We start from the raw sequence: 23,477 nt of genomic DNA, 5'->3' as shown, positions 1-23,477 counted from the left end.
GCGGGCCTTGGCAAAGCTGCTACTCTCGGCGCGCTTTGTGACGTCTAGGCCTGCTTGAAAGCGCCAGATTCACCTTAAAACACACACCAATAATAATCGCATCAAATGCGATGATGAATTCGCGTCGCTGAGGAGTGGGCTTCCATGAACGAAGACTTTTGGAAGGATAAGTACCCCGCCGGGATTGCTGCACAAATCAATCCAGACGAGTATCCGAATATTCAGGCGGTATTGAAGCAGTCCTGCCAGCGCTTCGCCAACAAACCGGCTTTCAGCAACCTGGGCAAGACCATCACCTACGGTCAACTGTACGAATTGTCCGGCGCATTTGCCGCCTACCTGCAACAGCATACCGACTTGAAGCCCGGCGATCGAATTGCCGTGCAACTGCCCAACGTCCTGCAGTACCCGGTCGCCGTATTCGGCGCCATCCGTGCCGGGCTGATCGTGGTCAACACCAACCCGCTGTACACCGCGCGGGAAATGGAACATCAATTCAACGACTCCGGGGCCAAGGCCCTGGTCTGCCTGGCCAACATGGCGCACCTGGCTGAAAAAGTCGTGCCCAAGACCGCCGTCAAGCACGTGATCGTGACCGAAGTGGCCGACCTGTTGTCGCCGTTCAAGCGCCTGTTGATCAACAGCGTGATCAAGTACGTGAAGAAAATGGTCCCGGCGTATCACTTGCCGCAAGCGATCAAGTTCAATGACGTGCTGGCCAAGGGGCACGGCCAGGCGGTCAGCGATGCCAACCCGGCCAGCGGCGATGTGGCTGTTCTGCAATACACCGGCGGCACCACCGGGGTGGCCAAGGGCGCGATGCTGACTCACCGCAACCTGGTCGCCAACATGCTGCAATGCAAGGCGCTGATGGGCTCCAACCTCAATGAGGGGTGCGAAATCCTGATCACGCCGCTGCCGCTGTATCACATCTATGCGTTCACCTTTCATTGCATGGCGATGATGCTGATCGGCAACCACAACATCCTGATCAGCAACCCGCGCGACCTGCCGGCGATGGTCAAGGAACTGTCGAAGTGGAAGTTCAGCGGCTTTGTCGGCCTTAACACCCTGTTCGTGGCGCTGTGCAATAACGAAGGTTTCCGCAAGCTGGATTTCTCCGCGCTGAAGGTCACCCTGTCCGGCGGCATGGCGCTGCAACTGGCGGCGGCCGAACGCTGGAAGGCCGTGACCGGTTGTGCCATCTGCGAGGGCTACGGCATGACCGAAACCAGCCCGGTGGCCACCGTCAACCCGATCCAGCATATCCAGATCGGCACCATCGGCATTCCGGTGCCTTCCACCGTGTGCAAGGTTATTGCCGACGACGGCACCGAGCTGGCGCTGGGCGAAACCGGCGAGCTGTGCGTCAAGGGCCCGCAAGTGATGAAGGGCTACTGGCAGCGTGAAGACGCCACCGCCGAGATGCTCGACAGCGAAGGCTGGCTGAAGACCGGTGACATCGCGATCATCCAGCCCGATGGCTACATGCGTATTGTCGACCGCAAGAAGGACATGATCCTGGTCTCGGGCTTCAACGTTTACCCCAACGAACTGGAAGATGTGCTGGCGGGCCTGCCGGGTGTGTTGCAGTGCGCAGCCATCGGCGTACCGGATGAGAAGTCCGGGGAGCACATCAAGCTGTTCATTGTGGTCAAGCCGGGGGCCACCCTGACCAAGGAGCAGGTGATGGAGCACATGCGCGCCAATGTCACCGGCTACAAAGTGCCCAGGGCGGTTGAGTTCCGCGATGCATTGCCGACCACCAACGTGGGCAAGATCCTGCGGCGTGAATTGCGTGATGAAGAACTGAAGAAGCTCGGTCTTAAAAAGTAACTTAAACCAAATGTGGGAGGGGGCTTGCCCCCCGATAGCAGTGGTTCAGTCAACACATTGAGTGACTGACACACCGCCATCGGGGGCAAGTCGAATCGTCGCACCGCCCCTCCCACATTTTTGATCGCGTTCTTACAGAGCGAACTGGGCGAAGCCGATTCCTGCACCGGCCGGCCGCACGTCCTTGAGGAACGAGTCCTTGTCGGCGCTCAGTTCCAGGGTGATCTCCGGCTTGCGTTTTCCGGCATTGCGCACCACCAGCCCTTCGAGGTTTTCGCGCAGGAACAGGGTCGGCACCTTCAGGTGCAGCAACTGGTCGGTGTCGGCGTTGTGCATCAACAGGTGGATCCACTCGTACTGGCCCACGCCGATCCGCACCACGGGCAGGTCGAACCACCAGATGTTGCGTTTGCGGTCCAGGTCGGTGAAATGACAGTTGTTGACGCCGAGTACGGCACCTCCCAGTTCCTGGTTTCTGCGGGCGATGGCCTGTGCTTTATCGAGTTTCATAACCTTCCTACGGGATCTGTTATTCAGCGTGTGAGCCTGAATGTGCCGGGCATTCTCGTGGGTTGGCCACAAAACATAAAGGCAAACCTGCCCCTTTCGATGAAATGCCCGCTGAAAATAATTGAAACTCTGGCGCATGGCGTCGAGTCAACCGCAGCGTAGTGACCAAAAACCATTTGATTGTTATCAGGAGTAATACCATGGGCAGCACTTCCGATAAGGTAAAAGGCATGGCTAACGAAGCCGTTGGTAACGTCAAGCAAGGCGTCGGCAAGGTTACCGATAATGACAAACTGCGTGCTGAAGGCGTGATCCAGGAAAAGAAAGGCGAAGCGCAGCAGGCTGTTGGCAAGACCAAGGATGCGGTGAAAAAAGCCACCGAGTAACACGGCTAGGCTGGCTCCTCTCCAGCAGCCCGACGGCCATCCACGGATGGCCGTTTTTGCAGGTACTGGCGCAACTAAACTTCAGAAATTGTTTCAAAGTCGCCAAATGGGCTACTTTGATGTAGAAAACGGCCCCTGAGTCGCCCACGACTTCAACTCTTTGCGGCGAAAGGAGACGCTAATGATTTTTCCGGTACTTGATGGTCTCAAGCTGCACAAGGTGCTGGTGCGCACCGTCACCGAATTCGTCGACGACGAGATGCCCACCTATGCCTCGGCACTGGCGTACCAGATGCTGTTCTCGCTGTTTCCCTTCCTGCTGTTCCTGATTGCTTTGATCGGTTTCCTGCACTTGCCGGACTTTTTCACCTGGCTGCGCCTGCAGTCTGAGCTGGTATTGCCGCCCCAGGCCCTGGAGCAGGTCAACCCGGTGATCGACCAACTGCAGCAATCCAAGGGTGGGCTGCTGTCGGTGGGTATCGTGATCGCCCTGTGGACCGCCTCCGCCGGTGTGCGCTTGATGATGAGTGCGATGAACGCGGCGTATGACGTGGTGGAGGGGCGGCCGATCTGGAAGCGTTTTCCGCTGTCGATTTTCTACACCGTCGGCATCGCCGGCATGCTGCTGGCCGCCGCCGCGCTGATGGTGCTCGGCCCGCAAGTGATGGAGTGGCTGGCGGGGCAGATCGGCATGCAGGAGTTCGTCGTCACCCTGTGGACGATCCTGCGCTGGCCGCTGATCGTGATCCTGCTGATGTTTGCCGTGGCCCTCATGTACTACGTGATGCCGGACGTGGAACAGGAGTTTCGCTTTATCACCCCCGGTTCCGTACTCGCGGTGGTGGTGTGGATCGTCGCCTCCCTCGGCTTTGGCTACTACGTCAAGACCTTCGCCGACTACAACGCTATGTATGGCAGTATCGGTGCGATCATCGTCCTGCTGCTGTACTTCTATATTTCCGCCGCCGTGTTGTTGCTCGGTGCGGAGATGAATGCCGTGATCGAACACATGTCCGCCGAGGGCAAGGACCCCGGCGAGAAGGAAATCGACGAACCGGGCCATACCTCTGAAAAACAGCATGTCTCAGGCCTAGGCCGGGACCACTCCAAGCCCCTCGCCGAGCCTGAACAATGATCCGTGACATCCTCAAAATGGGCGATGAACGCCTGCTGCGCATCGCTCCGCCGGTACCGCCGGAAATGTTCGACAGCCCCGAGTTGTGGCAACTGATTGATGACATGTTCCAGACCATGGAGCATGTGGGCGGCGTCGGCCTGGCCGCGCCGCAGATCGGCGTCGACCTGCAACTGGTGATCTTCGGTTTCGAGGCCAGCGAGCGCTACCCTGACGCGCCGCCGGTACCGCAGACCATCCTGATCAACCCACTGATCACCCCGCTCAGCCCGGTACTGGAAGAGGGCTACGAGGGTTGCCTGTCCGTCCCCGGCCTGCGCGGCGCCGTGGACCGTTACCAGCAGATTCGCTACGAAGGTTTCGACCCCAAGGGCGAGCCGATCGTACGCTTCGCCGACGGCTTCCATGCACGGGTGGTGCAGCATGAATGCGACCACCTGATTGGTCGCTTGTACCCGTCGCGGATTACCGACTTCAGCAAATTCGGGTTTATCGAGGTGATGTTCCCGGAAATGGACCCAGCCGCCGACGAATGATCTGCAGGCCCTCTGTAGGAGCGAGCTTGCTCGCGAAAAACGTCAACGATAACGCGTGCTTCCTGAATGAACGCGGTGCCTGTGAATTTTTCGCGAGCAAGCTCGCTCCTAACCACCGCTATCGGGAGCAAGCCATCCAGGTGATTGAAGTCCCATCGCGATCATCGGCTTGTTGCGCTTGTAACGCACCAGCCGCTCACTGAGCGATTGCGGCAGCACGGTGTCCTGTGAAAACCCCATACGCCGGTACAACCCTTCAAGGTCCGGATGGCACAACAGCCAGACCGTGCCGTCCACACCCGCCACGGCCTGGTGGATCAATCGCGCTGCCAGCCCCTGGCCGCGATAGGCCGGGTCAACGAACACCCCCGTCAGCCACTGCCCACCGACCACAGGTGTCAGGCACAACCCGGCCACAATCTCAGCGTCTCTGGCCACCCACAACTGCCCGCCCTTGAGCGCCTTCATCGACGAGTTGTGGTTGCGGTAAAACTTGTTCAGCAACGGCCATAGCGGCGCTGCCAGCCGTTCGATGTGCATGGTCAAACCAAATGAAAAGGGCAAGGCGCGCATTGTAACCGGTGCCGGCGGAGCACCGACAATGGCTGCGCTGATAGTACATAAAGTTATAATCAGATGAATTTTAAATATTATTAAAGAATAAGAGGGCTTGTTAGGATCGCTCCCAACCTGCACCCGCCGCCAAGGCCAAGGAAGCGCTCTTATGCTGAAAATAATTGTTGTTGCCGTTCTTTCGCTGTTCGCTGCCAACGTGCTGGCCGCCGATCCCTCCACCCTGCGCATTGGCTATCAGAAAAGCTCGGTGAGCATGGTGCTCGCCCGTGAGCACAAGCTCTTCGAAGCCGCGCTGCCCGGCACACAGGTGCAGTGGACCGAGTTCCTCGGTGGCCCGCCGCTGATCGAGGCGCTGAACGCCGGCAGCCTGGACATCGGCAATATCGGTGACATCCCGCCCATTTTCGCCCAGGCCGCCGGTATCGAGTTGCAGTACATTGCCGTCGAGCCCAATGATGGCAAGACCGAAGCCGTGCTCGTGCCCAAAGCCAGTACGATTCAGAGCGTGGCCGAACTCAAGGGCAAGCGTGTGGCCCTGCTCAAGGGTTCCAGCGCGCACAACCTGTTCCTCAAGAGCCTGCTGCGCGCCGGCTTGCAGTGGAAGGATGTGAACGTGGTGTACCTGTCGCCGTCCGACGGCCGCGCCGCCTTCGAGCAGGGCAAGGTGGACGCCTGGGTCGTGTGGGACCCGTATTACTCGGCCGCCGTGGTCGACGGTGCCGCCCGTGTGTTGGGCACCGGTGAAGGCCTCAATCCAGCGGGCAGCTTCTTCGTGACCAGCGGCGCGTTTGCCCGGCAAAACCCCCAGGCCATCGCCACCATCATCCAGACCCTCGGCAAGGCGCAGCGTCTGTCGCTGGCCCAGCCCGAGGACAGCATCACGCTGATGGCCAAGACCCTGGGCCTGCAACCGGCCGTGGTCAAAAGCTACTTCGAGCACCGCTCGCCGGCGCCGATCCGGCCGCTGCAGGGGGGCGACATCGCCACTCAGCAAGGCACCGCCGACCTGTTTTTCGCCAATGGCCTGATCCCGAAAAAGATCGAGGTGCAGCAGGTTGTGTTCAAAGGTCCATAAGCCCAGGCTGAGTTCAAAGTGTGGGAGGGGGCTTGCCTCCTCCCACATTTCTTGTTCAGCGGTGTGGCTTAGATGGCTGCCAGGGTGTCTTTCAGTGCCTGGGTTTGTGGAGCAGCCGTCTTCGCCGCTACCTGCTGCTGTTGCTGCTCCTTCAAGCGCTCCGCCACTTGGCTGGCAATGGCGTCTTGCCTTTCCTGCGGCAGGGCCTGCACTTGCTCCTCGGTCATCCCCTGCTCCTTGAGCAACTGTTCGCGGATGCGTTCGGCCGGGGATTTGCTCATGTACTCGGTGAATTCAGCCCGCGCCCCCGAGGTCGGTGCTGTGGTCTGCAGCTGCACGCGAGTCTTGGCGAACGCTTCGTCGATGCGGTCGCCCGCCTTGTCCAGCTCCTTCTGCGCGGCCGGCATCGCCGTACCTGGCTGCGCACCCTGCAGGGCGCCGCTGTACAACGCGCTGGCGGCGGCATTGGCCGGGTCCATGTCGGGCCGCTTGATCTGTTGAACCGTCGAAACGGCTTGGGTGTTGGTGTTAACCAGCATGATCGTTCACCTGTGCAAATATGCGGTGTGACAGCTGGAGCAATTAGCATGCCGGGCGCAGGGTGCGCGTTTTTACTGGGGTAGAGGCCGCCGTCGCGGCAAACACTGTCCCGCCGACGGCCAACTGTTGCCGTCAGTGGGCGATATGCTCCAACGCCAGGTTACGCGTACGCGGCCCGAACCAACTGATGGTAATCATCACGATCAACATGCTGCTGGCGATAAACGCCAGCACGCCCGGCGTGCCCAGGTGCTCGAGGATAAAGCCGATCAGCAGGCTGCTGAACACCGTGGACAAGCGGCTGAACGAATAACAGAACCCAACCGCCCGCGCGCGGATATTGGTGGGGAACAACTCGCTCTGATACGAGTGATAGCTGAAGCTCAGCCAGGCATTGCAGAAGGTGATCATCACCCCGCAGAAAATCAGCCCTACCGCCGTGGTTTGCAGGGCGAACAGGCTGCCGAAGATCACCGCGCCCATGGCCGAGCCGACGATCTGCCATTTGTTTTCAAAACGGTTGGCGACCTTGACGAACAGCAACGGGCCCAGCGGGTAGGCGAGGGTGATGATAAAGGCATAGAGCAGACTGTGGGTCACACTGACGCCCTGGCCCGACAGCAAGGCCGGCAGCCAGTTGCCAAAGCCGAAGAAACCAATCGCCTGGAACACGTGGAACACGATCAGCATCAAGGCGCGGCGACGGTAGGGCGGCTGCCAGATATCGGCGAAACGGCCGCTGCCCTGCACGCTGACAGCCTCCGGCTCCGGCGCAGCCAGGGGTTTGCCGTGATCCTTCAGGCAGCGCGCCTCCAGGTTGTCCATGATCGCGCCGGCTTCCTCGAAACGACCTTTCTGTGCCAGCCAGCGCGGTGACTCCGGCAGGCGCTTGCGCAGTTGCCAGATAAACAGCGCGAACACCGCACTGCTGAGCACCACCCAGCGCCAACCGGAGATGCCGAACGGTGCCTGGGGCACCAGCCACCACGACATCAGCGCCACCGCCGGTACCGACAGGAACTGGATGAAAAACGCAAAGGCAAACGCCGAACTGCGCATGCGCTTGGGCACCAGTTCCGACAGGTAGGCGTCAATCGTCACCAGCTCGATGCCCAGGCCAATGCCCACCAGAAAGCGCATGCAGATAATGCCCACGGCCGACGTCTGGATGCCCATCAACACCGTGGCGACGGTGTACCAGATCAACGCAAAGGTGAAGATCGCCCGGCGCCCGAAACGGTCGGCGAAGGGGCTGAGCAGGCTGGCACCGAGGAACAGGCCGAGAAACGTGGCCGAGGCGAATGCGGCCTGGTCAGAGAAGCCAAACGCGCCCGCGCTGCCGGTGTGGAATATCCCGTCGCTGATCAGGCCTGGGCTGATATAGGCCGTTTGGAACAGGTCATACAGCTCGAAGAAACCGCCGATCGACAGCAATGCCACCAGGCGCCAGATGCTGGCGACTGCGGGCAGGCGGTCGATGCGCGCGCTGATGTGGGCGGCGCGGGTCGGGTTGATGCCGTCGGTGGCAGCGGCGCTGAGGTTGGGCATGGGAGAAGTTCCAGAAGCAGTGAGCTGGAATCTTAACCTGCAACTGACAGTGAGCAATTGTGCAATGTAGGGCGAAAGCCGCTGTTTTGGCGATTTATTGCGTGCGGGTTTCATCGACGACCAATAATGGCCGTCGATTGGGCTCATGCACAGTAAAACAGCGGACCTTGAGTCACGCTTTCTTAGGAGGAAGAGGCTGCCCGCACATGCTTGAAGTTCTCTACCGTAAAAGCGCCAGATGAGAAGCTCATTTGCTGCACGCGGCGACCTCTCGTTTCAGCCTCGAAGTGAAATTTTGCAGTCAGGACACCGTCCTGTAATTGCAAGACGGTGAATTCTCCCCGGCTTGCAAAATAAGTACCCTGATTACCCGCGCGCGTATCATCAAATTCCAGCCTTACCTTATGATCGGTATCCGTTGCACCAATCGCGTAGGTCTCGCCTGAGCGAATATCCTGGTCAATGCTGATTTTGAGCAATGCGTGGTCCGTCATGATTCCGACGGTCGAATTAAAGCCGGCCTCTCCATTTAAATGAGCGACAAAGCTCGTCTGAAAGGGGACAGACCATCCGGAAACAGTTCCCGAGATTTTATCGTTTGGGCCCAGTATGTTAGTCATTTGTTTTTTCCGTATTCAAAGGGGAGCAATGGGTTGTCAGTGCCGCCCGATATGAATAAGCGAAGAGAAAAACCAGATCTACTGTCAAATCTGACAGGTATAGCGCGTTTCCGACTAACGGGTCGGCTGGTTCAATAAGTTATCGGTATCCCAAACTGTGCGAATGCATCGTCCAGCGGTTGGTAGTCAAGCAGACGCACTGTCTCGCTCAGGTCCAGGCGTTTGAAACGGTTATTGGAGATGCCATGGGCGATCAAGTGTTTCACGCCTTCGGCCTCAACCGAACGCTGTAATAATTGCACGGCATCGCGGGGGCTGAGCCAGGCGCTGAGGTCGCGGGCGTTGTTCAGGTCGTGGGTTTCGGGAAATTCAAACGCGCCGATGCGCACGGCGATGGTCGACAGCGCCGTCTTGGCGGCATAGTAGCCACATAGCGCCTCGCCGTAGCATTTGCTCACGCCATACAGGTTGGCGGGCATCACCGGCATGCCTGGCGTGATCTGGCGATCCACCGGGTAGCCTTCGATGGTTTGCGCGCTGCTGGCGAATACCAGGCGCTGCACGCCGGCGTTCACGGCGGCTTCGAACAGATAGGTAGTGGCGAGGATGTTGTTGGGCAGCAGTTCGTCGAACGAGGCGCTGGCGTGGGGGATGCCCGACAGGTGCACGATCACATCGATGCCCTGGAGCAGGGCTGCGAGGCTGGATTTATCACTGAGGTCGGCGTGTATGAAGCGGTGTCCAGCCAAATCGAACTCCGGCGCGATGCGGTCAGTGAGGGTGAAACGGTAGCGATCTTTCGACGCCTGGAAAAATGTCTTGCCGATTCTGCCGCAGGCGCCGGTGAGGAGTACGTTGAGTCCGTTCAAGAGGGTGTCCCTGTATTCAGTTGTGGCCGTCGAGGGCGAAGGTGTTGAAACCGGCATGTTGGCTGAGCCGCTGGTAGTAGGCGGCGATGGCCGGGTAGGGCGGACGCTCCATGGGCGTCACCTGCCAGCGGTGCACCGAGAGGCCGATCAGGATATCGGCGAGGGTGAACTCGTCGCCGGCTACGTAAGCGCCGGTCCTGGTCAACTGTTGTTCGAGGATGCCCATCTTGTCGTTCCAGACCTGCACAGCGGCGGCAATCTGTGTCGCGTCCAGCCCATCGGGATTGTTACGCACCAGCGCGGTGAATGCGTCGCCCCAGGCACGGTTGAGTTCGGTGGCTTGCCAGTCGATCCATTGTTCGACGCGGGCCCGTGGCGCGGGCTCGAAGGGCAGCAAGTCAGCGCGTTGATACAGGCCGACGAGGTAGCGGCAGATGGTATTGGACTCCCATAGCACGCCGTGGTCATCGATCAAGACGGGGATTTGGGCGTTGGGGTTCAGGGCGAGGAACTCAGTGGATTGGGTGGGCTTGAAGCCGATGCCCCAGTCCTCGCGCACATAGTCGATGCCCAGTTCCTGGCAGGTCCAGAGTACTTTTCGCACGTTGATGGAAGAGGTGCGACCCAAGATTTTCAGTGAGTGTCCCATGGTGCTTCCCTGGCTTGGAGAGTGGTTAATCTAGCAGGGGCCAAGTGGGCACGGTTAAAAAATGTGGGAGGGGCGGTGCGACGATTCGACTTGCCCCCGATAGCGGTGGGTCAGTCAACTTATCTGTGACAGACCCACTGCAATCGGGGGCAAGCCCCCTCCCACATTTTCGATTGAGTCAGGCTTTAACAGCGTGGTGTGTGCTGGTCCATGGCTTTGCCCACCAGCAAGACGCTCAGCTCGCTCAGTTGATGAATGGCGAGTGCTATATCGCGCTGCTTGCCGGTGAGGTCATCGGACAGGTCGAGCAGCAAGGTGCTGACGGAGCATACGGTTTCGTAGCTGTTGATCAGCAGGGTTTCGGTGGAAACATCGGGGACGAGGGTGAAGAGGGTGGTTGGCGGCGTATCGATTTTTTTGATCATTAGAGCATCCTGGAATGGGCTGCCGCCGTATCGCTACTAAACGAGGGTGGCAGCTGTACGCAGGTTAGTAGACCGGTGGACACTCAAAGCCGGCGCACTCGAAAGTGCCCTACGCACAGCCGCCATTAACGCGGGCAGACTTATGCACCTGGAGTGACCAAACTCAGGCTACTAAACCCGATCACCGAGAAATTCAGCGACCGGCAAACCTTAAAGACCGCCACCCAGGCACACAAGCCGGCCGATTCTGACGTAAGCGTAGGTAGCGGAGCAAGGCGCTTGCCTTAATGTCAGCCGCTTCCTACAGCCGTCCTACGTACTCTCGCGCACCTGCAACTCGAACCCCATATCCACCACCGGCTTGGCGATCCGGTTGCCCGCCATGATTGTCAGCAAGTGCTCCGCCGCGCGCCGGCCAATGGCTTCCCGTGGCGTGCTGATGCTGCTCAGGCGCGGCACCATGAACGACGAGGCGGGCAGGTCGTTGAAGCCCAGCACGGCCACGCGCTCTGGCACTTTGATGCCGTGGCGCATGGCTTCGAGCAAGGCGCCCTGGGCCAGGTCGTCGTTGCCGAAGAAAATGGCATCCACGTCCGGATGCGCCGCCAGCAATTGCAGGAACAGTTCGCCGCCCAGGCCCACGGAGGAGGGGCGAGGTGTCAAAAGCTCCAGCGCCGGGTCGTACAGGCCCGCTTGCTGCAAGGCGCGGCGGAAGCCTTCGCCACGCAGCAAGGTGCGTTGGTCCAACTGCGCGCCGATGTAGGCCAGGCGCTTGCGCCCACGGGACAGTAAATGCGCCGCCGCTGTTTCGCCTGCGGCCAGCTGTGAGAAGCCCACGCAGTTCACCCCGGCATTAGGGTCCAGATCCATCATGTATACGCACGGCACATTGCTGGTCTCGACCATCCGTCGCGCGCTTTCGGTGCGGTCGAACCCGGTCAGCAGCAAGCCGCGAGGCTGGTAGGCCATGTAGTTGCGCAGCAGGTTTTCTTCTTCGTCGCGGCAGTAGTGGGAGTTGCCGATCAGCACTTCAAAGCCCTTGGGCCGCAGCACCTGGTGGATGGCTTCGAGGGTTTCGATAAACAGCAGGTTGGACAATGACGGCACCAAGACCACCACCGAATGGCTCTGGGCCGACGCCAGGGCGCGGGCGGCGGGGTTGACCACGTAGCTGAGTTCGGCGGCGGCCTTCTGCACTTTCTCCACCAGTTCGGTGGCGACCGTGCTGATGCCACGCAGGGCGCGGGAGGCGGTGATCGGGCTGACGCCGGCCAGACGGGCAACTTCATTCAAGGTGGGGCGACCGGTGGTGCGGGTATTTTTATCGTTCTTGGAGGTCATCAGGCGGCTTGCCAAACAAAAATCGAGGCACTAAGGTAGCGCTGTCTCCAAACGGCTGCAAATGCTTGAACGTTGGGTTGCCTGATCCCGTTCGAATGATTGGAGCGGATGCACGCGTCACTCCATAAAAAAAGACAAGACGGCGCGGGAAAAGCCTGTTTTTGCACTAGCCTTAGGCTGTGCAAAGGTAGCGCTATCTGCGTCCTGAGGTGTTTCATGAGTCAACCTGTTACCGCCCTGGTCATCATGGGTGTTTCCGGCTGTGGCAAGTCCAGCGTCAGCGAGGCCTTGTGCCGCCTGAACGGTGCCACCGCCATTGAAGGCGACAGCTTTCACCCCGCCGCGAACATAGAAAAGATGAGCGCCGGCCACCCCCTCAACGACGACGACCGCGCCGGCTGGCTCGACATCCTCTGCGATGAATTGCGCCGCTCGCTCAAGGCCGGTGAACATCCAGTGCTCACCTGTTCGGCGCTGAAAAGGAAATACCGTGACCACCTGCGCGAAGCCGCACCGGGCCTGGGCTTTGTATTCCTGGAGCTGACCCGTGAAGTGGCCGCCGACCGCGTGTCCCATCGCCCCGGCCATTTCATGCCGGCAAGCCTGATCGACAGCCAGTTCGCCACCCTCGAGTCGCCCAGGGGCGAGCCGCTGACCCTGGCCCTCAATGCCAGCGAAGACAGCGTCGAGGCATTGGCCGAGCAGACCAATGCCTGGTGGCGCGAGCACGGCTTTGAACCTACCCATTAATTTTTTGCCGGAAAGATAGCGCTATCCCCGGCAGGAAGTTCAACACCCGCTTTAATAACAACAACAAACAGGAGAGATCCCCATGTTTGGCATGTCCCACGAGTCGTATCTGCTGCTGGATGCAGTCGTCACTATCATTGGCCTGATCGTTCTGATCACCAAGTTCAAGGTGCACCCGTTCATCGCACTGATCATCGCGGCCGGCTTCCTCGGCCTGACCTCGGGCATGCCCGTGGAGAAGATCATCAAGGCGTTCCAGGACGGCTTCGGCGGCGTGCTCGGTTTTGTCGGCATCATCCTCGCGCTGGGGACCATGCTCGGCAAGATGATGGCCGAGTCCGGCGGTGCCGATCAGATCGCCCAGACCCTGATCCGCGCCTTCGGCAAGGAAAAGGTCCAGTGGGCCATGATGTTCGCCGCGTTCCTGGTGGGCATCCCGCTGTTCTTCGAGATCGGCTTTGTGCTGCTGATCCCGCTGGTGTTCATCGTGGCGCGGCGTACCGGTGTGTCGCTGATCAAGATCGGCATCCCGTTGCTGGCTGGCCTCTCGGCCGTACACGGTCTGGTACCCCCGCACCCGGGCCCGCTGCTGGCCATCGGCGTGTTTGGCGCGGACATCGGCAAGACCATCCTGTATGGCCTGATCGTCGCTTTGCCGACCGCCATCATTGCGGGCCCGATCTTCGGTACGTTCATCGCCAAGTACATCCCGGGCAACCCGTCCCAGGAACTGGTCGACCAACTGGCCCGCGAGACCGATAACAAGGCGCTGCCCAGCTTCGCCATCACCCTGGTCACCGTGCTGCTGCCGGTGTTCCTGATGCTGCTCAAAACCTTCGCCGACATCGCCTTTGCCGAAGGCAACGTGGTGCGCAACTGGATGGACATGATCGGTCACCCGATCACCGCGCTGTTGCTGGCATTGCTGCTGTCGCTGTACACCTTCGGCCATCGCCAGGGCATCCATTCCAAGCAGATCCTCAAACTGCTCGACGCCAGCCTTGCGCCGACCGCCGCGATCATCCTGATCATCGGTGCCGGTGGTGGCTTCAAGCAGATGCTGGTGACCAGCGGCGTGGGTGACGTCATCGGCCACATGGCGGTAAACGCCCAGATCAACCCGATTCTGCTGGCGTGGCTGGTGGCGGCGGTGATTCGCGTGGCCACCGGTTCGGCCACCGTGGCGACCATTACCGGCGCGGGCATCGTGGTGCCGGTGGTGGGCATGATTCCAGGGGTTAACCGTGAACTGCTGGTGCTGGCGACGGGGGCTGGGTCGTTGATCCTGTCTCACGTCAACGATGCGGGGTTCTGGCTGGTCAAGCAGTACTTCAACATGACCGTGGCCGAGACCTTCAAGACCTGGACGGCGATGGAAACCATTCTGTCGGTGGTGGCGCTGATCTTCATCATGTTGCTGTCGTTGGTGGTGTAGGCCTCAACCACCTGTCGCAACCGGTAGTTTTCACAGTATCGAGGGATCACGAAGACTTCTAAAACGACTCCGAAGCTCGTCATTTTTGACGAGCATTGGAGGAAAAATCATGGAAAACGACAGTTATAAGCCAGAAAGTGACTCAAAAGTCTTAGTGCCGACGCCTATTATTCAAAACCTGAAGGAGGGGGACAGGGTCGCTGCAGATTTCGTGATAAGAGGGTGGGCTTCTCCTGGCGGAGCGGCAGTTGTGGTGAACAATAGCAACTCGCCCTATCAACAATTTGGTACTGCGCAGGTTACGTTTCCGACTGAGTGGGAGTTTTCCTTGAGCAAGCATTCCATGGGGCGGGGGTCTTACAAGATCAGTGCTTATACGCATTCTGGACCGCAGATTTCCCATCCAACGAACCCCCTGTCATTTGAAGTGATTTGAACGGGCGTTCATACGGCGACTCTTTAATCTGTCAGGCCCGCGCCAGTAAGGGCCTGACAGAACCCTCATTGCGTCGCTTACCCGCCTGTTTTTTTAACTAACCCATCGACCCTGAACATCCCGCGAATCCCTCGCACCGCCTGGCGAATTCAGGCCCAGCCATACATCGACGCTTTGGGATTCTCCACCACTGTCGTTGGTGGTGTAGGCCGCACCGCAGCTTCCTATGTGGCCACCCAGTCAAATGTGGGAGGGGGCTTGCCCCCGATAGCGGAGTGTCAGTCACTGTATCTGGTGACTGAACCACTGCCATCGGGGGCAAGCCCCCTCCCACATGTTGACCGAGTCAGACGCTGGCTTTCGGTGCTATTCCATCGGCCCTGAACATCCCGCGAATCCCTCGCACCGCCTGGCGAATCCGGTCCTGGTTTTCGATCAGCGCAAAGCGCACGTGATCATCCCCATACTCGCCAAACCCGATCCCCGGCGACACACACACCTTGGCTTCCAGCAGCAGCTTCTTGGCGAATTCCAGCGAACCCATGGCGGCATATTGCTCGGGAATTTTGGCCCAGACATACATTGATGCCTTCGGATTTTCCACCATCCAACCCAGCTCATGCAGGCCCTTGACCAACACATTACGGCGCTGGCGATACTGCTCGGCGATGTCTTTCACGCACTGTTGATCGCCTTCCAGCGCCGCAATTGCCGCCACCTGCAGCGGGGTGAAGGTGCCGTAGTCGTGGTAACTCTTGATCCGCGCCAGGGCGTTGACCAGTTCCGGGTTGCCCACCATGAAGCCAATGCGCCAGCCCGCCATGTTGTAGCTCTTGGACAGGGTGAAAAACTCCACCGCAATGTCCTTGGCGCCCGGCACCTGCATGATCGATGGCGCTTTCCAGCCGTCGTAGACGATGTCGGCGTAGGCTAGGTCGTGCACCACCAGTACGTCGTACTGCTTGGCCAGGGCGATCACGCGCTCGAAGAAGTCCAGCTCCACGCACTGCGCGGTCGGGTTGGACGGAAAGCCCAGGATCATCATCTTCGGCTTGGGGATCGAACCGCGAATCGCCCGCTCCAGTTCGGCGAAGAAGTCCACGCCGGGCACCAGCGGCACCGAGCGCACCTGGGCGCCGGCAATCACGGCACCGTAGATGTGAATCGGGTAGCTCGGGTTCGGCACCAGTACGGTGTCGCCCTGGTCGAGGGTGGCCAGCATCAAGTGCGCGAGGCCTTCCTTGGAACCGATGGTGACGATGGCCTCGGTTTCGGGGTCGATATCCACTTCATAACGGTCCTTGTACCAGCGCGAAATCGCCCGGCGCAGGCGCGGAATGCCTTTGGAGGTGGAGTAGCCGTGGGTGTCTTCGCGCTGGGCGACGGTGACCATTTTCTCGACGATGTGCGGTGGCGTGGCGCCGTCGGGGTTACCCATGCTCAAGTCGATGATGTCTTCGCCGCGCCGACGCGCAGCCATCTTCAGCTCGGCAGTGATATTGAACACGTAAGGGGGGAGTCGATCTATGCGCGCAAAGCGGCGCGGCGAACCTTGGTCTGCCATTGTTGCCTCGAGGTACGTAAGCGCCCGGAACCGTCCGAGCGACGTCGGCCACTGCGGTGGCCTGCGGGGCAGACAATACGGTCGATGATGGCAAGTTGTCCATATGCGTAGGAAAAATTTCTGCATGGAGTACGGCGCGGATATGCCCCTATACTCGTTGCGGGTTTGTTCCCTCATAAGAAGGAGACTGTTCGTATGGATCAGCAGACAAGACAACCGTTGGAACCACGCATGGAAGCCGGCAAGGCCCTGGTGATCGCAGGCGTCCAGGGGCGTTATTCGAAAGCCACCGTGGGGGACATTCCGCGGCTACGGGAATTGTTCGACAGCTGTATCAAGGACATCAAAAAGCGTGTCGGCGGCGTGACCTACGGGGTTTGCCATAATCCCAGGCATGGCGAATTCGACTACATGGCCGGTGTTGAAGTCCCCACCAAAAGCGATGTACCGGGCAATTTCCAGTTCATTGAAATTCCACCACTGAACTATGCCGTGTTCCCTCATCACGGGGCGGTGCAGGCGCTTGAGCAAACCTACGAGCGCATCATGTTCGAGTGGCTGCCGCACTCGGGCTACAAGGTGATGGGGGCGGATTTCGAGCGCTATAGCGCGGATTTTGATGCGAGGAAGGGCACCGGGACGGTGGAGATCTGGTTGCCGGTTGGGCAAAAGGTCTGATCGGAACAGGGGCCGATGGAGTGGCCCCTGTCAGTGCCTGGTCGGGCAGTGAGACGGGCTCTACACACTCAGCACGCGCCCAATGAACGATCCCCCGGACACATTGCCGGAAATCTGCAGCTTGCCGTGGCCCGAAACCCATTCAAGCTTGTCCACGAAGGCGGTCAGGGGACGGCCTTGCGGGACTCTATAGGCCTCGGCGACGCCGCCGATACCGAACAGGGTGTCCCAGTATCCGCCCAGCGTATGCCTGACCAGATTGACGTAGCTGCCCCTTGCGTAGTCCCTGGCCAGGGCAACCATTTTTCCATCGTCTTGAAATATCAGACTTGTGTAAGCACCCGTATTATTGTCATCGGTGACCTTCGGGGAGCCGTTGTTGAATTCCTGGCTGAATGAGCCATTGGGCTGGAGTTTCGTGATGAAATTCTGCTCATCGGGGGGGAAGCGACTCGCCCCTACGACCCCAATAGAGCCTTGAGGGCCGAGAGCCAGAGCCGAGACAGTGAGGTTTTGCCCCAGGGCTTTCTCGCCTCTTTCACCAAATTCGACATCAGGCTCACCACTTGCGTCATATAAACATGGGTGAATGCTCGGGGTCGAGCTCACCGTCGGCGTTATGGATGAACACGGCGATGTAGGGCAGGTTTTCAAAATAGCAAATGCCTGCCGTGATAATTGAACCATCGTCTCGTAATGCAGAAATGCCGGTGATCTGCGAAAAAAAGCTCTCGCCTGTTTTAGGAAGGGTATTACCGAAGCTCAGATCCTTGCTGCCTGCGGAATTGGCATCGATGTTCGAGCGTCTGGCTGGAATGCTCATGAGTCTGCTCCTTGAGGGGGTAGAGGTTTCCATACCTGCTTGATAACCGCTCAACGCGACGACGATGGAGTCCTATTGAACAACGGGTGGGCCCTCATGCGCAGCTGGCAACTATCACAGTAGACAAGTCGAGGGATCTTCGGGTTGGATCGCCACTCACCTTGCAAACTCCCAGCTCAGCCTGCGCTCATACCCGACCCGCCCTTTGTATGCCTCACCGCTGTCCACCCAACCAGCCCCCAGATACAACCCCATCGCCGCCACATTGTCCGCATCCACCGACAATTCCAGCGCCTTGATCTGCGGCCATGCCTGTAGCGCCGCTGCAGGCAGCATCTGCAGACAGATTTTGCCGTAGCCGCGCCCTTGCTGATGCCGATCCACCTGCAATGCATGCAAGGTGGCGCTGTGTTCATCTGCCCAATGGGGCAGGCACGGCGGGCGTTTGAGCAGCAGGAACGCCACGGGCACGTCGCCCGCGAGGAGGGCGAAGCCTTTGACGCTGTCGGGGTTGGGATTGACCAGCAGGCTGTTCAGCGCGCAATAGATATCACCGGAGTACGCCAGTTGCTCGGGGTGCACCGTCAGGCCATCCAGTTGCTGTTTTTGCAGAACGTTCAGCGTTTCGTAGGGGGCGAGGCGGGTTTGCATGGGCGGCATATCCAAAATTCCTACGAAGGGGCGGGAATTCTACCTCATCCGCTTATAGCGCTCGTGCCCCTTGCATACGCCGGTCCTCATGGCTCACTCGAGCATCTTTGCCAACAACCAACTCCCCGCCGGGCCCGGCGGTTGTTGTCGCGACCACAGCGCATCCACCGCCACCGAGCGTGGCCAACCGCGCACCTTGAGCTCGACCAGCCGGTTGTCGCCGAAGCGCTCCACCAACCAGCGCGGTATGGGGCCCCAGCCAAAGCCCAGTTGCGCCATCTCCATCAGCATCAGGTAGCTTGGTGCCGACCACACGCGTTGGGCGCCACGGTTTTCGTCAGGGTTGATGACGCTTGCCAGGCGCAGTTCCCGATGTGCTTGCAGGGTATGCGGATCAAGACCGGCCTGGCTCGCCAGCGGGTGTCTGGGCGAGACGAACAGGGCGATCTCGGTGCTGTCCTCAATCGTCGAGCAACTGAGGTCCGGGGGATAAACCTGCTGCTGCTCGATAAACGCGATGTGCGCCCGGCCACTTTGCACCAGGGCGATCAGGTCTTCGCATTCGGCGATCAGGCATTCCAACTCAAGGTCCGGGTAGCGTTGTTCAAAAGCGCTGAGGGCGACTTCGAAACGATCGGACTGATAGGTATCGGACATGGCGATACTCAGCTTCGGCTCCAGCCCCCGGGCCAATTGACTGGCCGCCAGTTCCAGCCGGCTGCTGGCTTCCAGCACCTGTTCGGCACGCTGCAACAGCACCTGGCCGGCCGGGGTCAGCGTCGGCTTGCGGCTGCCGCGATCGAACAACACCACATCCAGGTCGATTTCCAGGCTGGCCACCGCTGCGCTGATGGTGGACTGGCTCTTGCCCAGCTTGCGGGCGGCGGCGGAAAACGACCCCTGGGTGGCGGCCTGGACAAACGCCTGGAGCACTTCATGGGAGGCCATGACTATCGCCTTGATCGATGGTTATTGGTTATGAAGTATCGGCCTGGGGCGTGATCATGGCAACCATCGTCACTCACGGAGCCGGGTCATGCACCCTACCAAGTCGATTACTGAACGTGTTTTCCAGGCCTTGGGGTTTGAAGGTTTGGCCTTATTGATCTGTACGCCTTTGCTGGTCTGGGTGACCGGTCGACCGGCCTTGGAAATGGGCACGGTGACCTTGGGCGTCAGCTTGCTGGCGCTGAGCTGGAACGTCATGTTCAACAGCCTGTTCGACCGCCTTAAAGCGCGCCTGCACCTGTCCAACGGTGGCCGCACGCGAGTGCTGCACGCGCTGCTGTTCGAAGGCGGGTTGATCCTGCTGGCGGTGCCGTTGATTGCCGCATTGATGAAGACCAGCCTGTTGGAGGCGTTCATCCTCGACATTGGCGTGCTGCTGTTCTTCCTGCCATACACCTATGTGTACCACTGGGCGTATGACGTGATTCGGGAACGAGTCACCCGCAAAACGCCAATCGCCCTGTAGTCGCCAGCCGCTTACAGAAACATGCCGCCCGAGGCCTCGATCCGCTGGCCGGTGATCCATTGGCCTCCATCGGCCAGCAGCAGCGCCACGGCCCCGCCAATATCGTCGGGCAAACCGGCGCGGCCCAGGGCGGTGTTGTTGGCGACCATGGCATTGAGGTTGGCGTTATCGCGTACCGCTCCGCCGCCGAAGTCGGTTTCAATCGCGCCAGGGGCGAGGATATTCACGCTGATGCCACGCGCGCCGAGCTCCTTGGCCTGGTAGCGGGTCAGCACTTCCATCGCGCCCTTCATCGCCGCGTAGGCCGCGTAGCCCGGCAGGCTGAAGCGCGCCAGGCCGCTGGACACATTGAGAATGCGCCCACCGTCGCGAATCAACGGCAACAGCTTCTGGGTCAGAAAAAACGGCCCCTTGAATTGGATAGCGACCAGTTGGTCGAACTGGGCTTCGGTGGTTTCGGCAAAGCTTGCGTGAATACCGATACCGGCGTTGTTGACCAGAAAATCAAACTGATCCTGTGCGAACACATCCTTGAGCGCGTCAGTCACTTGATCGGCAAAGCCTGCAAACGTCGCGCTCTGGCTCACATCCAGTTGCAACATCGCCGCGCGGCCGCCCAGTTGTTCGATTTGCGTCACTAACGCCTGCGCCTCATCGGCCCTGCTGTGGTAAGTGCCGAGGATATCGACACCCTGGGCGGCAAGGTGCAGCGCAGCGCTTTTGCCCAGGCCACGGCTGGCGCCGGTGATCAGTGCGATTTTACGTGGGGTCATGGTGCAGTCCTCTTGGGTGATGATGGGACTGAGTGTATTTGTCCGCCCATAACGTGATAAACAGCGCTATACCGGAATCACTGGTCGAACAGGGCGAACAATCCCATGAATAAACTTGAGCTGCTGCGCACGTTTGTGCGCGTGACCGAGCTGTCGAGCTTTACCCAGGCCGGTGAAAGCCTTGGCTTGCCGCGCTCCACCGTGTCCGAACAGGTGCGCGCCCTGGAAGAACTGCTCGGTGCACGCCTGTTGCAACGCACCACGCGCAAGGTGCAGGCCACCCAGGACGGCCAGGTGTTGTATGAGCGCAGCAAGGATTTGCTGGCGCACATGGAGGAACTGGAGGGGCTGTTTCGACAGGACGAAACCCAGTTGGCCGGGCGCATACGGGTGGACATGCCCAACGTGATAGCGCGCACGCTGATCGTGCCCAACTTGCCCCCGTTCATGGAGCGCCACCCCCTGATCGAGATGCAAATCGGCAGCTCGGACCGCCAGGTGGACCTGATCGCCGAAGGCTTCGACTGTGTTGTGCGCGTGGGCGCCCAGCCCGACCAGAGCGTGGTGGCGCGGCGGGTGTGCAGCATGCAGATGGCCAATTGTGTGAGCGCGGGGTACGTGCAGCGTCACGGCGTTCCGCGCACCCTGGCTGACCTGCAACATCATCAGTTGGTGCATTACGTGCGGCCGCTGGGCGCACGCTCGGCGGGGTTCGAGTACCTGCAAGGCAACAAGGTGCTGCGGCTGCCAATGGCCGGGCGGGTGACCGTCAGCAGCACCGATGCGTACCAGGCGGCGTGCCTGGGCGGCTTTGGCATTATCCAAGTGCCGCGGCTGGGCATTCGCGATTTGCTGGCCAGTGGCGAATTGGTCGCGGTGCTGGCCGATTACCCGGCACCGCCTTTGGACGTGTCCTTGCTTTACGCCGGCCAGCGGCATTTGCCGTTGCGCGTGCGTGTGTTCATGGAGTGGTTGGCGGCCACCCTGCAAGCCCATCTTTAACTTGCGCCGCCAACAATGTGGGAAAGAGCTTGCCCTATCACGCTTTCTGTAGGAGCGAGGGGGGCGCCTAGCTCTTGCTCGCGAAAAACGTCAACGATAACGCGTGCTTTCTGAATGAGCGCGGTGCTTGTAAGTTTTTCGCGAGCAAGCTCGCTCCTACATTCGATTGAGGGTGGGTCAGAACAGTTGGGTGAACAGCCAGTAAAGGCTGCCCGACAACACAATCGCCGCCGGCAACGTCAGTACCCAGGCCATCAGCAAATTGCGGATGGTGCGCATCTGCAAGCCGCCGCCGTTGGCTACCATGGTCCCGGCCACGCCCGATGACAACACATGGGTGGTCGATACCGGCAAACCGAACATGTCCGCCGCGCCAATGGTCAGCATCGCCACGGTCTCGGCCGAGGCGCCCTGGGCGTACGTCAGGTGGGTCTTGCCGATCTTCTCGCCCACCGTCACCACGATGCGCTTCCAGCCGACCATGGTGCCAAGCCCCAGGGCGATGGCCACTGCGATCTTGACCCACAGCGGGATAAAGCGCGTGGCGCTGTCGATCTGTTGCTTGAACAGTTGCAGCTTGCCCTGGGTGTCGGCGTCGAAATTGCCGACCTTGCCCTTGTCCATCAGGCGAATGGTTTCGCTGGTCAGGTACATGTCGTTACGCACGTTGCCCACGGCTTCAGCCGGTACCGCGGCAAGGGAGCCATAGCCTTTGACTTCGGCGCCGATGTGCCCGGTGATGGCGGCAAGGGCGGGCACCAGTTCCGGGGTGGCTTCTTTGGTGCGCACGTAAGTGGATAAGGTTGCTCGTGAATCGCCGGGAGCCGGCTGCGGTGCGGATTTCACCAATGCGGCCTGGGTGACTTCCGCCACCGCTGCAAATTGCAGTGACTGATCGGCCGGCATGGTGCGGTTCAGCGCGTAGGCCATCGGCAACGTGCCCACCAGAATCAGCATGATCAGGCCCATGCCTTTTTGCCCATCGTTGGAGCCGTGGGCGAACGACACACCGGTGCACGTGACGATCAGCATGCCGCGAATCCACCACGGCGGCGGGGTGTCGCCCTTGGGCGCTTTGTACAGCGCGCGGTTCTTCACGAAGGCGCGCAGCGCCAGCAACAGCAAGGCGGCAAACGCAAAGCCGATCAGCGGCGACAACAGCAGCGCGTAACCGATCTTGGCCGCCTGGCTCCAATCCACGCCACTGGTGCCATCGCGGCCATGCATCAACGCATTCGCCACGCCGACACCAATGATCGAGCCGATCAGCGTGTGGGACGACGACGCCGGCAAACCCAGCCACCAGGTGCCGAGGTTCCACAGGATCGCGGCGATCAGCAGGGCGAAGATCATGGCGAAGCCGGCCGAAGAGCCCACCTGCAGAATCAACTCCACCGGCAGCAGGGCAATGATGCCGAACGCCACCGCGCCGCTGGACAGCAGCACGCCGAGAAAATTGAAAAAGCCCGACCACACCACCGCGAAATGCGGCGGCAGCGAGTTGGTGTAGATCACCGTGGCCACCGCATTGGCGGTGTCGTGAAAGCCGTTGACGAACTCAAAGCCCAGGGCGATCAACAGCGCCACGCCGAGCAGCAGGAACGGCGTCCACGTGGTGAGCTGGGCGCCCATTTCGTGCATGTCGTGCATCAGGCTGTAAGCGGTGAACAGCAGGCCCATGGCGAGCACGGCGAAGAACATGATCACCGTAACCAGGCCGGGCTTGGTGTCCAGGCGCGGTTTGGGGGCGGAGGGTGAGGCTGTCAGGGAAGGGGTGGCCATGCCGGAGCATCCAGTGTGAGGAGGATGGCGTTCATGATCATTGCAAATTGTTACAGAGATGCT

27 protein-coding genes are annotated in these 23,477 nt (G+C 60.0%); 11 read left to right on the top strand and 16 right to left on the bottom strand.

Annotation, left to right across the window (positions count from 1 at the left end; genetic code table 11):
- The first annotated feature begins 144 nt into the window (after window positions 1–144).
- Complete coding sequence (gene fadD1, locus BFP93_RS22785) at window positions 145–1,836, top strand: long-chain-fatty-acid--CoA ligase FadD1 (protein ID WP_065887701.1); 1,692 nt, start codon at window positions 145–147, stop codon at window positions 1,834–1,836.
- 132 nt (window positions 1,837–1,968) lie between these two features.
- Here fadD1 and BFP93_RS22780 read toward each other — a convergent pair whose 3' ends face one another.
- Complete coding sequence (locus tag BFP93_RS22780; protein WP_065895032.1) at window positions 1,969–2,346, bottom strand: hypothetical protein; 378 nt, start codon at window positions 2,344–2,346, stop codon at window positions 1,969–1,971.
- 200 nt (window positions 2,347–2,546) lie between these two features.
- Between BFP93_RS22780 and BFP93_RS22775 the strand changes: the two genes are divergently transcribed.
- The 3 genes from BFP93_RS22775 (at window position 2,547) to def (ending at window position 4,403) form a co-directional block, all read left to right on the top strand.
- Window positions 2,547–2,732, top strand: a complete 186-nt coding sequence (locus BFP93_RS22775; protein ID WP_065895031.1) for a CsbD family protein — start codon at window positions 2,547–2,549, stop codon at window positions 2,730–2,732.
- Window positions 2,733–2,913: 181 nt separating this feature from the next.
- On the top strand, window positions 2,914–3,867 hold the full coding sequence (locus BFP93_RS22770) for a YihY/virulence factor BrkB family protein (RefSeq protein WP_065895030.1): 954 nt from the start codon (window positions 2,914–2,916) through the stop codon (window positions 3,865–3,867).
- Window positions 3,864–4,403, top strand: a complete 540-nt coding sequence (gene def / locus BFP93_RS22765) for a peptide deformylase (protein WP_065895029.1) — start codon at window positions 3,864–3,866, stop codon at window positions 4,401–4,403. Before BFP93_RS22770 ends, def begins: the two co-directional genes overlap by 4 nt.
- 108 nt (window positions 4,404–4,511) lie before the next feature.
- Here the strand turns inward: def and BFP93_RS22760 are convergent, their stop codons facing one another.
- Window positions 4,512–4,943 (bottom strand): GNAT family N-acetyltransferase, encoded by a 432-nt coding sequence (locus BFP93_RS22760; protein WP_065895141.1) that lies wholly within the window; start codon window positions 4,941–4,943, stop codon window positions 4,512–4,514.
- A gap of 184 nt (window positions 4,944–5,127) precedes the next feature.
- Between BFP93_RS22760 and BFP93_RS22755 the strand changes: the two genes are divergently transcribed.
- Entirely contained in the window at window positions 5,128–6,054 is a 927-nt protein-coding gene (locus tag BFP93_RS22755; protein ID WP_065895028.1) for an aliphatic sulfonate ABC transporter substrate-binding protein, read from the top strand.
- Between the two features lie 68 nt (window positions 6,055–6,122).
- Here the strand turns inward: BFP93_RS22755 and BFP93_RS22750 are convergent, their stop codons facing one another.
- From BFP93_RS22750 to BFP93_RS22720, 7 genes are all read right to left on the bottom strand, one after another.
- Window positions 6,123–6,593, bottom strand: coding sequence for a hypothetical protein (locus BFP93_RS22750; RefSeq protein ID WP_065887711.1), 471 nt, complete (start codon window positions 6,591–6,593; stop codon window positions 6,123–6,125).
- Window positions 6,594–6,726: 133 nt separating this feature from the next.
- Window positions 6,727–8,142, bottom strand: coding sequence for an MFS transporter (locus BFP93_RS22745; protein ID WP_065895027.1), 1,416 nt, complete (start codon window positions 8,140–8,142; stop codon window positions 6,727–6,729).
- A 182-nt stretch (window positions 8,143–8,324) separates the two neighbouring features.
- Window positions 8,325–8,762, bottom strand: coding sequence for a hypothetical protein (locus BFP93_RS22740; RefSeq protein ID WP_065895026.1), 438 nt, complete (start codon window positions 8,760–8,762; stop codon window positions 8,325–8,327).
- Between the two features lie 131 nt (window positions 8,763–8,893).
- Window positions 8,894–9,631, bottom strand: a complete 738-nt coding sequence (locus BFP93_RS22735) for an NAD-dependent epimerase/dehydratase family protein (protein ID WP_065895025.1) — start codon at window positions 9,629–9,631, stop codon at window positions 8,894–8,896.
- 16 nt (window positions 9,632–9,647) lie between these two features.
- Window positions 9,648–10,280 (bottom strand): glutathione S-transferase family protein, encoded by a 633-nt coding sequence (locus tag BFP93_RS22730; RefSeq protein WP_065895024.1) that lies wholly within the window; start codon window positions 10,278–10,280, stop codon window positions 9,648–9,650.
- A 185-nt stretch (window positions 10,281–10,465) separates the two neighbouring features.
- A complete protein-coding gene (locus tag BFP93_RS22725; protein ID WP_065895023.1) occupies window positions 10,466–10,705 on the bottom strand; it encodes a DUF6124 family protein in 240 nt (79 codons plus the stop codon).
- Window positions 10,706–11,017: 312 nt separating this feature from the next.
- Window positions 11,018–12,049 carry a LacI family DNA-binding transcriptional regulator gene (locus BFP93_RS22720; RefSeq protein ID WP_163001601.1) on the bottom strand — a complete coding sequence of 344 codons (1,032 nt, stop codon included), beginning with the start codon at window positions 12,047–12,049 and terminating at the stop codon, window positions 11,018–11,020.
- A gap of 213 nt (window positions 12,050–12,262) precedes the next feature.
- Between BFP93_RS22720 and BFP93_RS22715 the strand changes: the two genes are divergently transcribed.
- The 3 genes from BFP93_RS22715 (at window position 12,263) to BFP93_RS28715 (ending at window position 14,667) form a co-directional block, all read left to right on the top strand.
- A complete protein-coding gene (locus BFP93_RS22715) occupies window positions 12,263–12,796 on the top strand; it encodes a gluconokinase (RefSeq protein ID WP_065895021.1) in 534 nt (177 codons plus the stop codon).
- Window positions 12,797–12,878: 82 nt separating this feature from the next.
- Window positions 12,879–14,231 carry a GntP family permease gene (locus tag BFP93_RS22710; protein WP_065887726.1) on the top strand — a complete coding sequence of 451 codons (1,353 nt, stop codon included), beginning with the start codon at window positions 12,879–12,881 and terminating at the stop codon, window positions 14,229–14,231.
- Window positions 14,232–14,340: 109 nt separating this feature from the next.
- Window positions 14,341–14,667 (top strand): hypothetical protein, encoded by a 327-nt coding sequence (locus BFP93_RS28715; protein ID WP_141688004.1) that lies wholly within the window; start codon window positions 14,341–14,343, stop codon window positions 14,665–14,667.
- Between the two features lie 346 nt (window positions 14,668–15,013).
- On the opposite strand, the gene alaC is transcribed toward BFP93_RS28715, so the two are convergent.
- Window positions 15,014–16,231, bottom strand: coding sequence for an alanine transaminase (alaC, locus tag BFP93_RS22705; protein WP_065895020.1), 1,218 nt, complete (start codon window positions 16,229–16,231; stop codon window positions 15,014–15,016).
- 195 nt (window positions 16,232–16,426) lie between these two features.
- On the opposite strand from alaC, the gene BFP93_RS22700 reads away from it, so the two are divergent.
- Window positions 16,427–16,909 (top strand): GyrI-like domain-containing protein, encoded by a 483-nt coding sequence (locus BFP93_RS22700; RefSeq protein WP_065895019.1) that lies wholly within the window; start codon window positions 16,427–16,429, stop codon window positions 16,907–16,909.
- 60 nt (window positions 16,910–16,969) lie between these two features.
- Here the strand turns inward: BFP93_RS22700 and BFP93_RS22695 are convergent, their stop codons facing one another.
- The 4 genes from BFP93_RS22695 to BFP93_RS22680 all read right to left on the bottom strand — a co-directional run bounded on the left by BFP93_RS22695 (window position 16,970) and on the right by BFP93_RS22680 (window position 19,331).
- Window positions 16,970–17,212 carry a hypothetical protein gene (locus BFP93_RS22695; protein WP_065895018.1) on the bottom strand — a complete coding sequence of 81 codons (243 nt, stop codon included), beginning with the start codon at window positions 17,210–17,212 and terminating at the stop codon, window positions 16,970–16,972.
- A gap of 268 nt (window positions 17,213–17,480) precedes the next feature.
- Window positions 17,481–17,732, bottom strand: a complete 252-nt coding sequence (locus BFP93_RS22690) for a hypothetical protein (RefSeq protein WP_065895017.1) — start codon at window positions 17,730–17,732, stop codon at window positions 17,481–17,483.
- Window positions 17,733–17,888: 156 nt separating this feature from the next.
- Window positions 17,889–18,383 (bottom strand): GNAT family N-acetyltransferase, encoded by a 495-nt coding sequence (locus BFP93_RS22685; RefSeq protein WP_065895140.1) that lies wholly within the window; start codon window positions 18,381–18,383, stop codon window positions 17,889–17,891.
- A 93-nt stretch (window positions 18,384–18,476) separates the two neighbouring features.
- Window positions 18,477–19,331 carry a LysR family transcriptional regulator gene (locus tag BFP93_RS22680; protein WP_065895016.1) on the bottom strand — a complete coding sequence of 285 codons (855 nt, stop codon included), beginning with the start codon at window positions 19,329–19,331 and terminating at the stop codon, window positions 18,477–18,479.
- An 88-nt stretch (window positions 19,332–19,419) separates the two neighbouring features.
- Between BFP93_RS22680 and BFP93_RS22675 the strand changes: the two genes are divergently transcribed.
- Complete coding sequence (locus tag BFP93_RS22675) at window positions 19,420–19,857, top strand: multidrug/biocide efflux PACE transporter (RefSeq protein WP_065895015.1); 438 nt, start codon at window positions 19,420–19,422, stop codon at window positions 19,855–19,857.
- Window positions 19,858–19,868: 11 nt separating this feature from the next.
- Here the strand turns inward: BFP93_RS22675 and BFP93_RS22670 are convergent, their stop codons facing one another.
- On the bottom strand, window positions 19,869–20,630 hold the full coding sequence (locus BFP93_RS22670) for an SDR family NAD(P)-dependent oxidoreductase (protein ID WP_065895014.1): 762 nt from the start codon (window positions 20,628–20,630) through the stop codon (window positions 19,869–19,871).
- Window positions 20,631–20,735: 105 nt separating this feature from the next.
- Between BFP93_RS22670 and BFP93_RS22665 the strand changes: the two genes are divergently transcribed.
- The gene (locus BFP93_RS22665; protein ID WP_065895013.1) at window positions 20,736–21,632 is read left to right on the top strand and encodes a LysR family transcriptional regulator; all 897 of its coding nucleotides are present in this window, start codon (window positions 20,736–20,738) and stop codon (window positions 21,630–21,632) included.
- Window positions 21,633–21,809: 177 nt separating this feature from the next.
- Here BFP93_RS22665 and BFP93_RS22660 read toward each other — a convergent pair whose 3' ends face one another.
- Complete coding sequence (locus tag BFP93_RS22660; RefSeq protein WP_065895012.1) at window positions 21,810–23,414, bottom strand: inorganic phosphate transporter; 1,605 nt, start codon at window positions 23,412–23,414, stop codon at window positions 21,810–21,812.
- Window positions 23,415–23,477 lie beyond the last annotated feature (63 nt).

This window comes from Pseudomonas sp. 44 R 15 (assembly GCF_900004965.1).
Taxonomy (GTDB): Bacteria; Pseudomonadota; Gammaproteobacteria; order Pseudomonadales; family Pseudomonadaceae; genus Aquipseudomonas; species Aquipseudomonas orientalis_A.
The sequence above is the reverse complement of the archived record's forward strand: the minus strand, read 5'-3'. Positions and strand labels throughout refer to the sequence as shown.

What these genes read in the sequence shown, in the direction of transcription:
- BFP93_RS22775 (WP_065895031.1), top strand. Translation starts at nt 2,547, where the DNA reads ATGGGCAGCACTTCCGATAAGGTAAAAGGCATGGCTAACGAAGCCGTT.
- BFP93_RS22745 (WP_065895027.1), bottom strand. Translation starts at nt 8,142, where the DNA reads ATGCCCAACCTCAGCGCCGCTGCCACCGACGGCATCAACCCGACCCGC.
- BFP93_RS22730 (WP_065895024.1), bottom strand. Translation starts at nt 10,280, where the DNA reads ATGGGACACTCACTGAAAATCTTGGGTCGCACCTCTTCCATCAACGTG.
- BFP93_RS22690 (WP_065895017.1), bottom strand. Translation starts at nt 17,732, where the DNA reads ATGAGCATTCCAGCCAGACGCTCGAACATCGATGCCAATTCCGCAGGC.
- BFP93_RS22670 (WP_065895014.1), bottom strand. Translation starts at nt 20,630, where the DNA reads ATGACCCCACGTAAAATCGCACTGATCACCGGCGCCAGCCGTGGCCTG.
- BFP93_RS22680 (WP_065895016.1), bottom strand. Translation starts at nt 19,331, where the DNA reads ATGGCCTCCCATGAAGTGCTCCAGGCGTTTGTCCAGGCCGCCACCCAG.
- BFP93_RS22665 (WP_065895013.1), top strand. Translation starts at nt 20,736, where the DNA reads ATGAATAAACTTGAGCTGCTGCGCACGTTTGTGCGCGTGACCGAGCTG.
- BFP93_RS22780 (WP_065895032.1), bottom strand. Translation starts at nt 2,346, where the DNA reads ATGAAACTCGATAAAGCACAGGCCATCGCCCGCAGAAACCAGGAACTG.
- BFP93_RS22755 (WP_065895028.1), top strand. Translation starts at nt 5,128, where the DNA reads ATGCTGAAAATAATTGTTGTTGCCGTTCTTTCGCTGTTCGCTGCCAAC.
- BFP93_RS22700 (WP_065895019.1), top strand. Translation starts at nt 16,427, where the DNA reads ATGGATCAGCAGACAAGACAACCGTTGGAACCACGCATGGAAGCCGGC.
- fadD1 (WP_065887701.1), top strand. Translation starts at nt 145, where the DNA reads ATGAACGAAGACTTTTGGAAGGATAAGTACCCCGCCGGGATTGCTGCA.
- BFP93_RS22685 (WP_065895140.1), bottom strand. Translation starts at nt 18,383, where the DNA reads ATGCAAACCCGCCTCGCCCCCTACGAAACGCTGAACGTTCTGCAAAAA.
- BFP93_RS22675 (WP_065895015.1), top strand. Translation starts at nt 19,420, where the DNA reads ATGCACCCTACCAAGTCGATTACTGAACGTGTTTTCCAGGCCTTGGGG.
- BFP93_RS22770 (WP_065895030.1), top strand. Translation starts at nt 2,914, where the DNA reads ATGATTTTTCCGGTACTTGATGGTCTCAAGCTGCACAAGGTGCTGGTG.
- BFP93_RS22710 (WP_065887726.1), top strand. Translation starts at nt 12,879, where the DNA reads ATGTTTGGCATGTCCCACGAGTCGTATCTGCTGCTGGATGCAGTCGTC.
- BFP93_RS22725 (WP_065895023.1), bottom strand. Translation starts at nt 10,705, where the DNA reads ATGATCAAAAAAATCGATACGCCGCCAACCACCCTCTTCACCCTCGTC.
- BFP93_RS28715 (WP_141688004.1), top strand. Translation starts at nt 14,341, where the DNA reads ATGGAAAACGACAGTTATAAGCCAGAAAGTGACTCAAAAGTCTTAGTG.
- BFP93_RS22760 (WP_065895141.1), bottom strand. Translation starts at nt 4,943, where the DNA reads ATGCACATCGAACGGCTGGCAGCGCCGCTATGGCCGTTGCTGAACAAG.
- BFP93_RS22740 (WP_065895026.1), bottom strand. Translation starts at nt 8,762, where the DNA reads ATGACTAACATACTGGGCCCAAACGATAAAATCTCGGGAACTGTTTCC.
- def (WP_065895029.1), top strand. Translation starts at nt 3,864, where the DNA reads ATGATCCGTGACATCCTCAAAATGGGCGATGAACGCCTGCTGCGCATC.
- alaC (WP_065895020.1), bottom strand. Translation starts at nt 16,231, where the DNA reads ATGGCAGACCAAGGTTCGCCGCGCCGCTTTGCGCGCATAGATCGACTC.
- BFP93_RS22695 (WP_065895018.1), bottom strand. Translation starts at nt 17,212, where the DNA reads ATGGTTGCCCTGGCCAGGGACTACGCAAGGGGCAGCTACGTCAATCTG.
- BFP93_RS22660 (WP_065895012.1), bottom strand. Translation starts at nt 23,414, where the DNA reads ATGGCCACCCCTTCCCTGACAGCCTCACCCTCCGCCCCCAAACCGCGC.
- BFP93_RS22750 (WP_065887711.1), bottom strand. Translation starts at nt 6,593, where the DNA reads ATGCTGGTTAACACCAACACCCAAGCCGTTTCGACGGTTCAACAGATC.
- BFP93_RS22715 (WP_065895021.1), top strand. Translation starts at nt 12,263, where the DNA reads ATGAGTCAACCTGTTACCGCCCTGGTCATCATGGGTGTTTCCGGCTGT.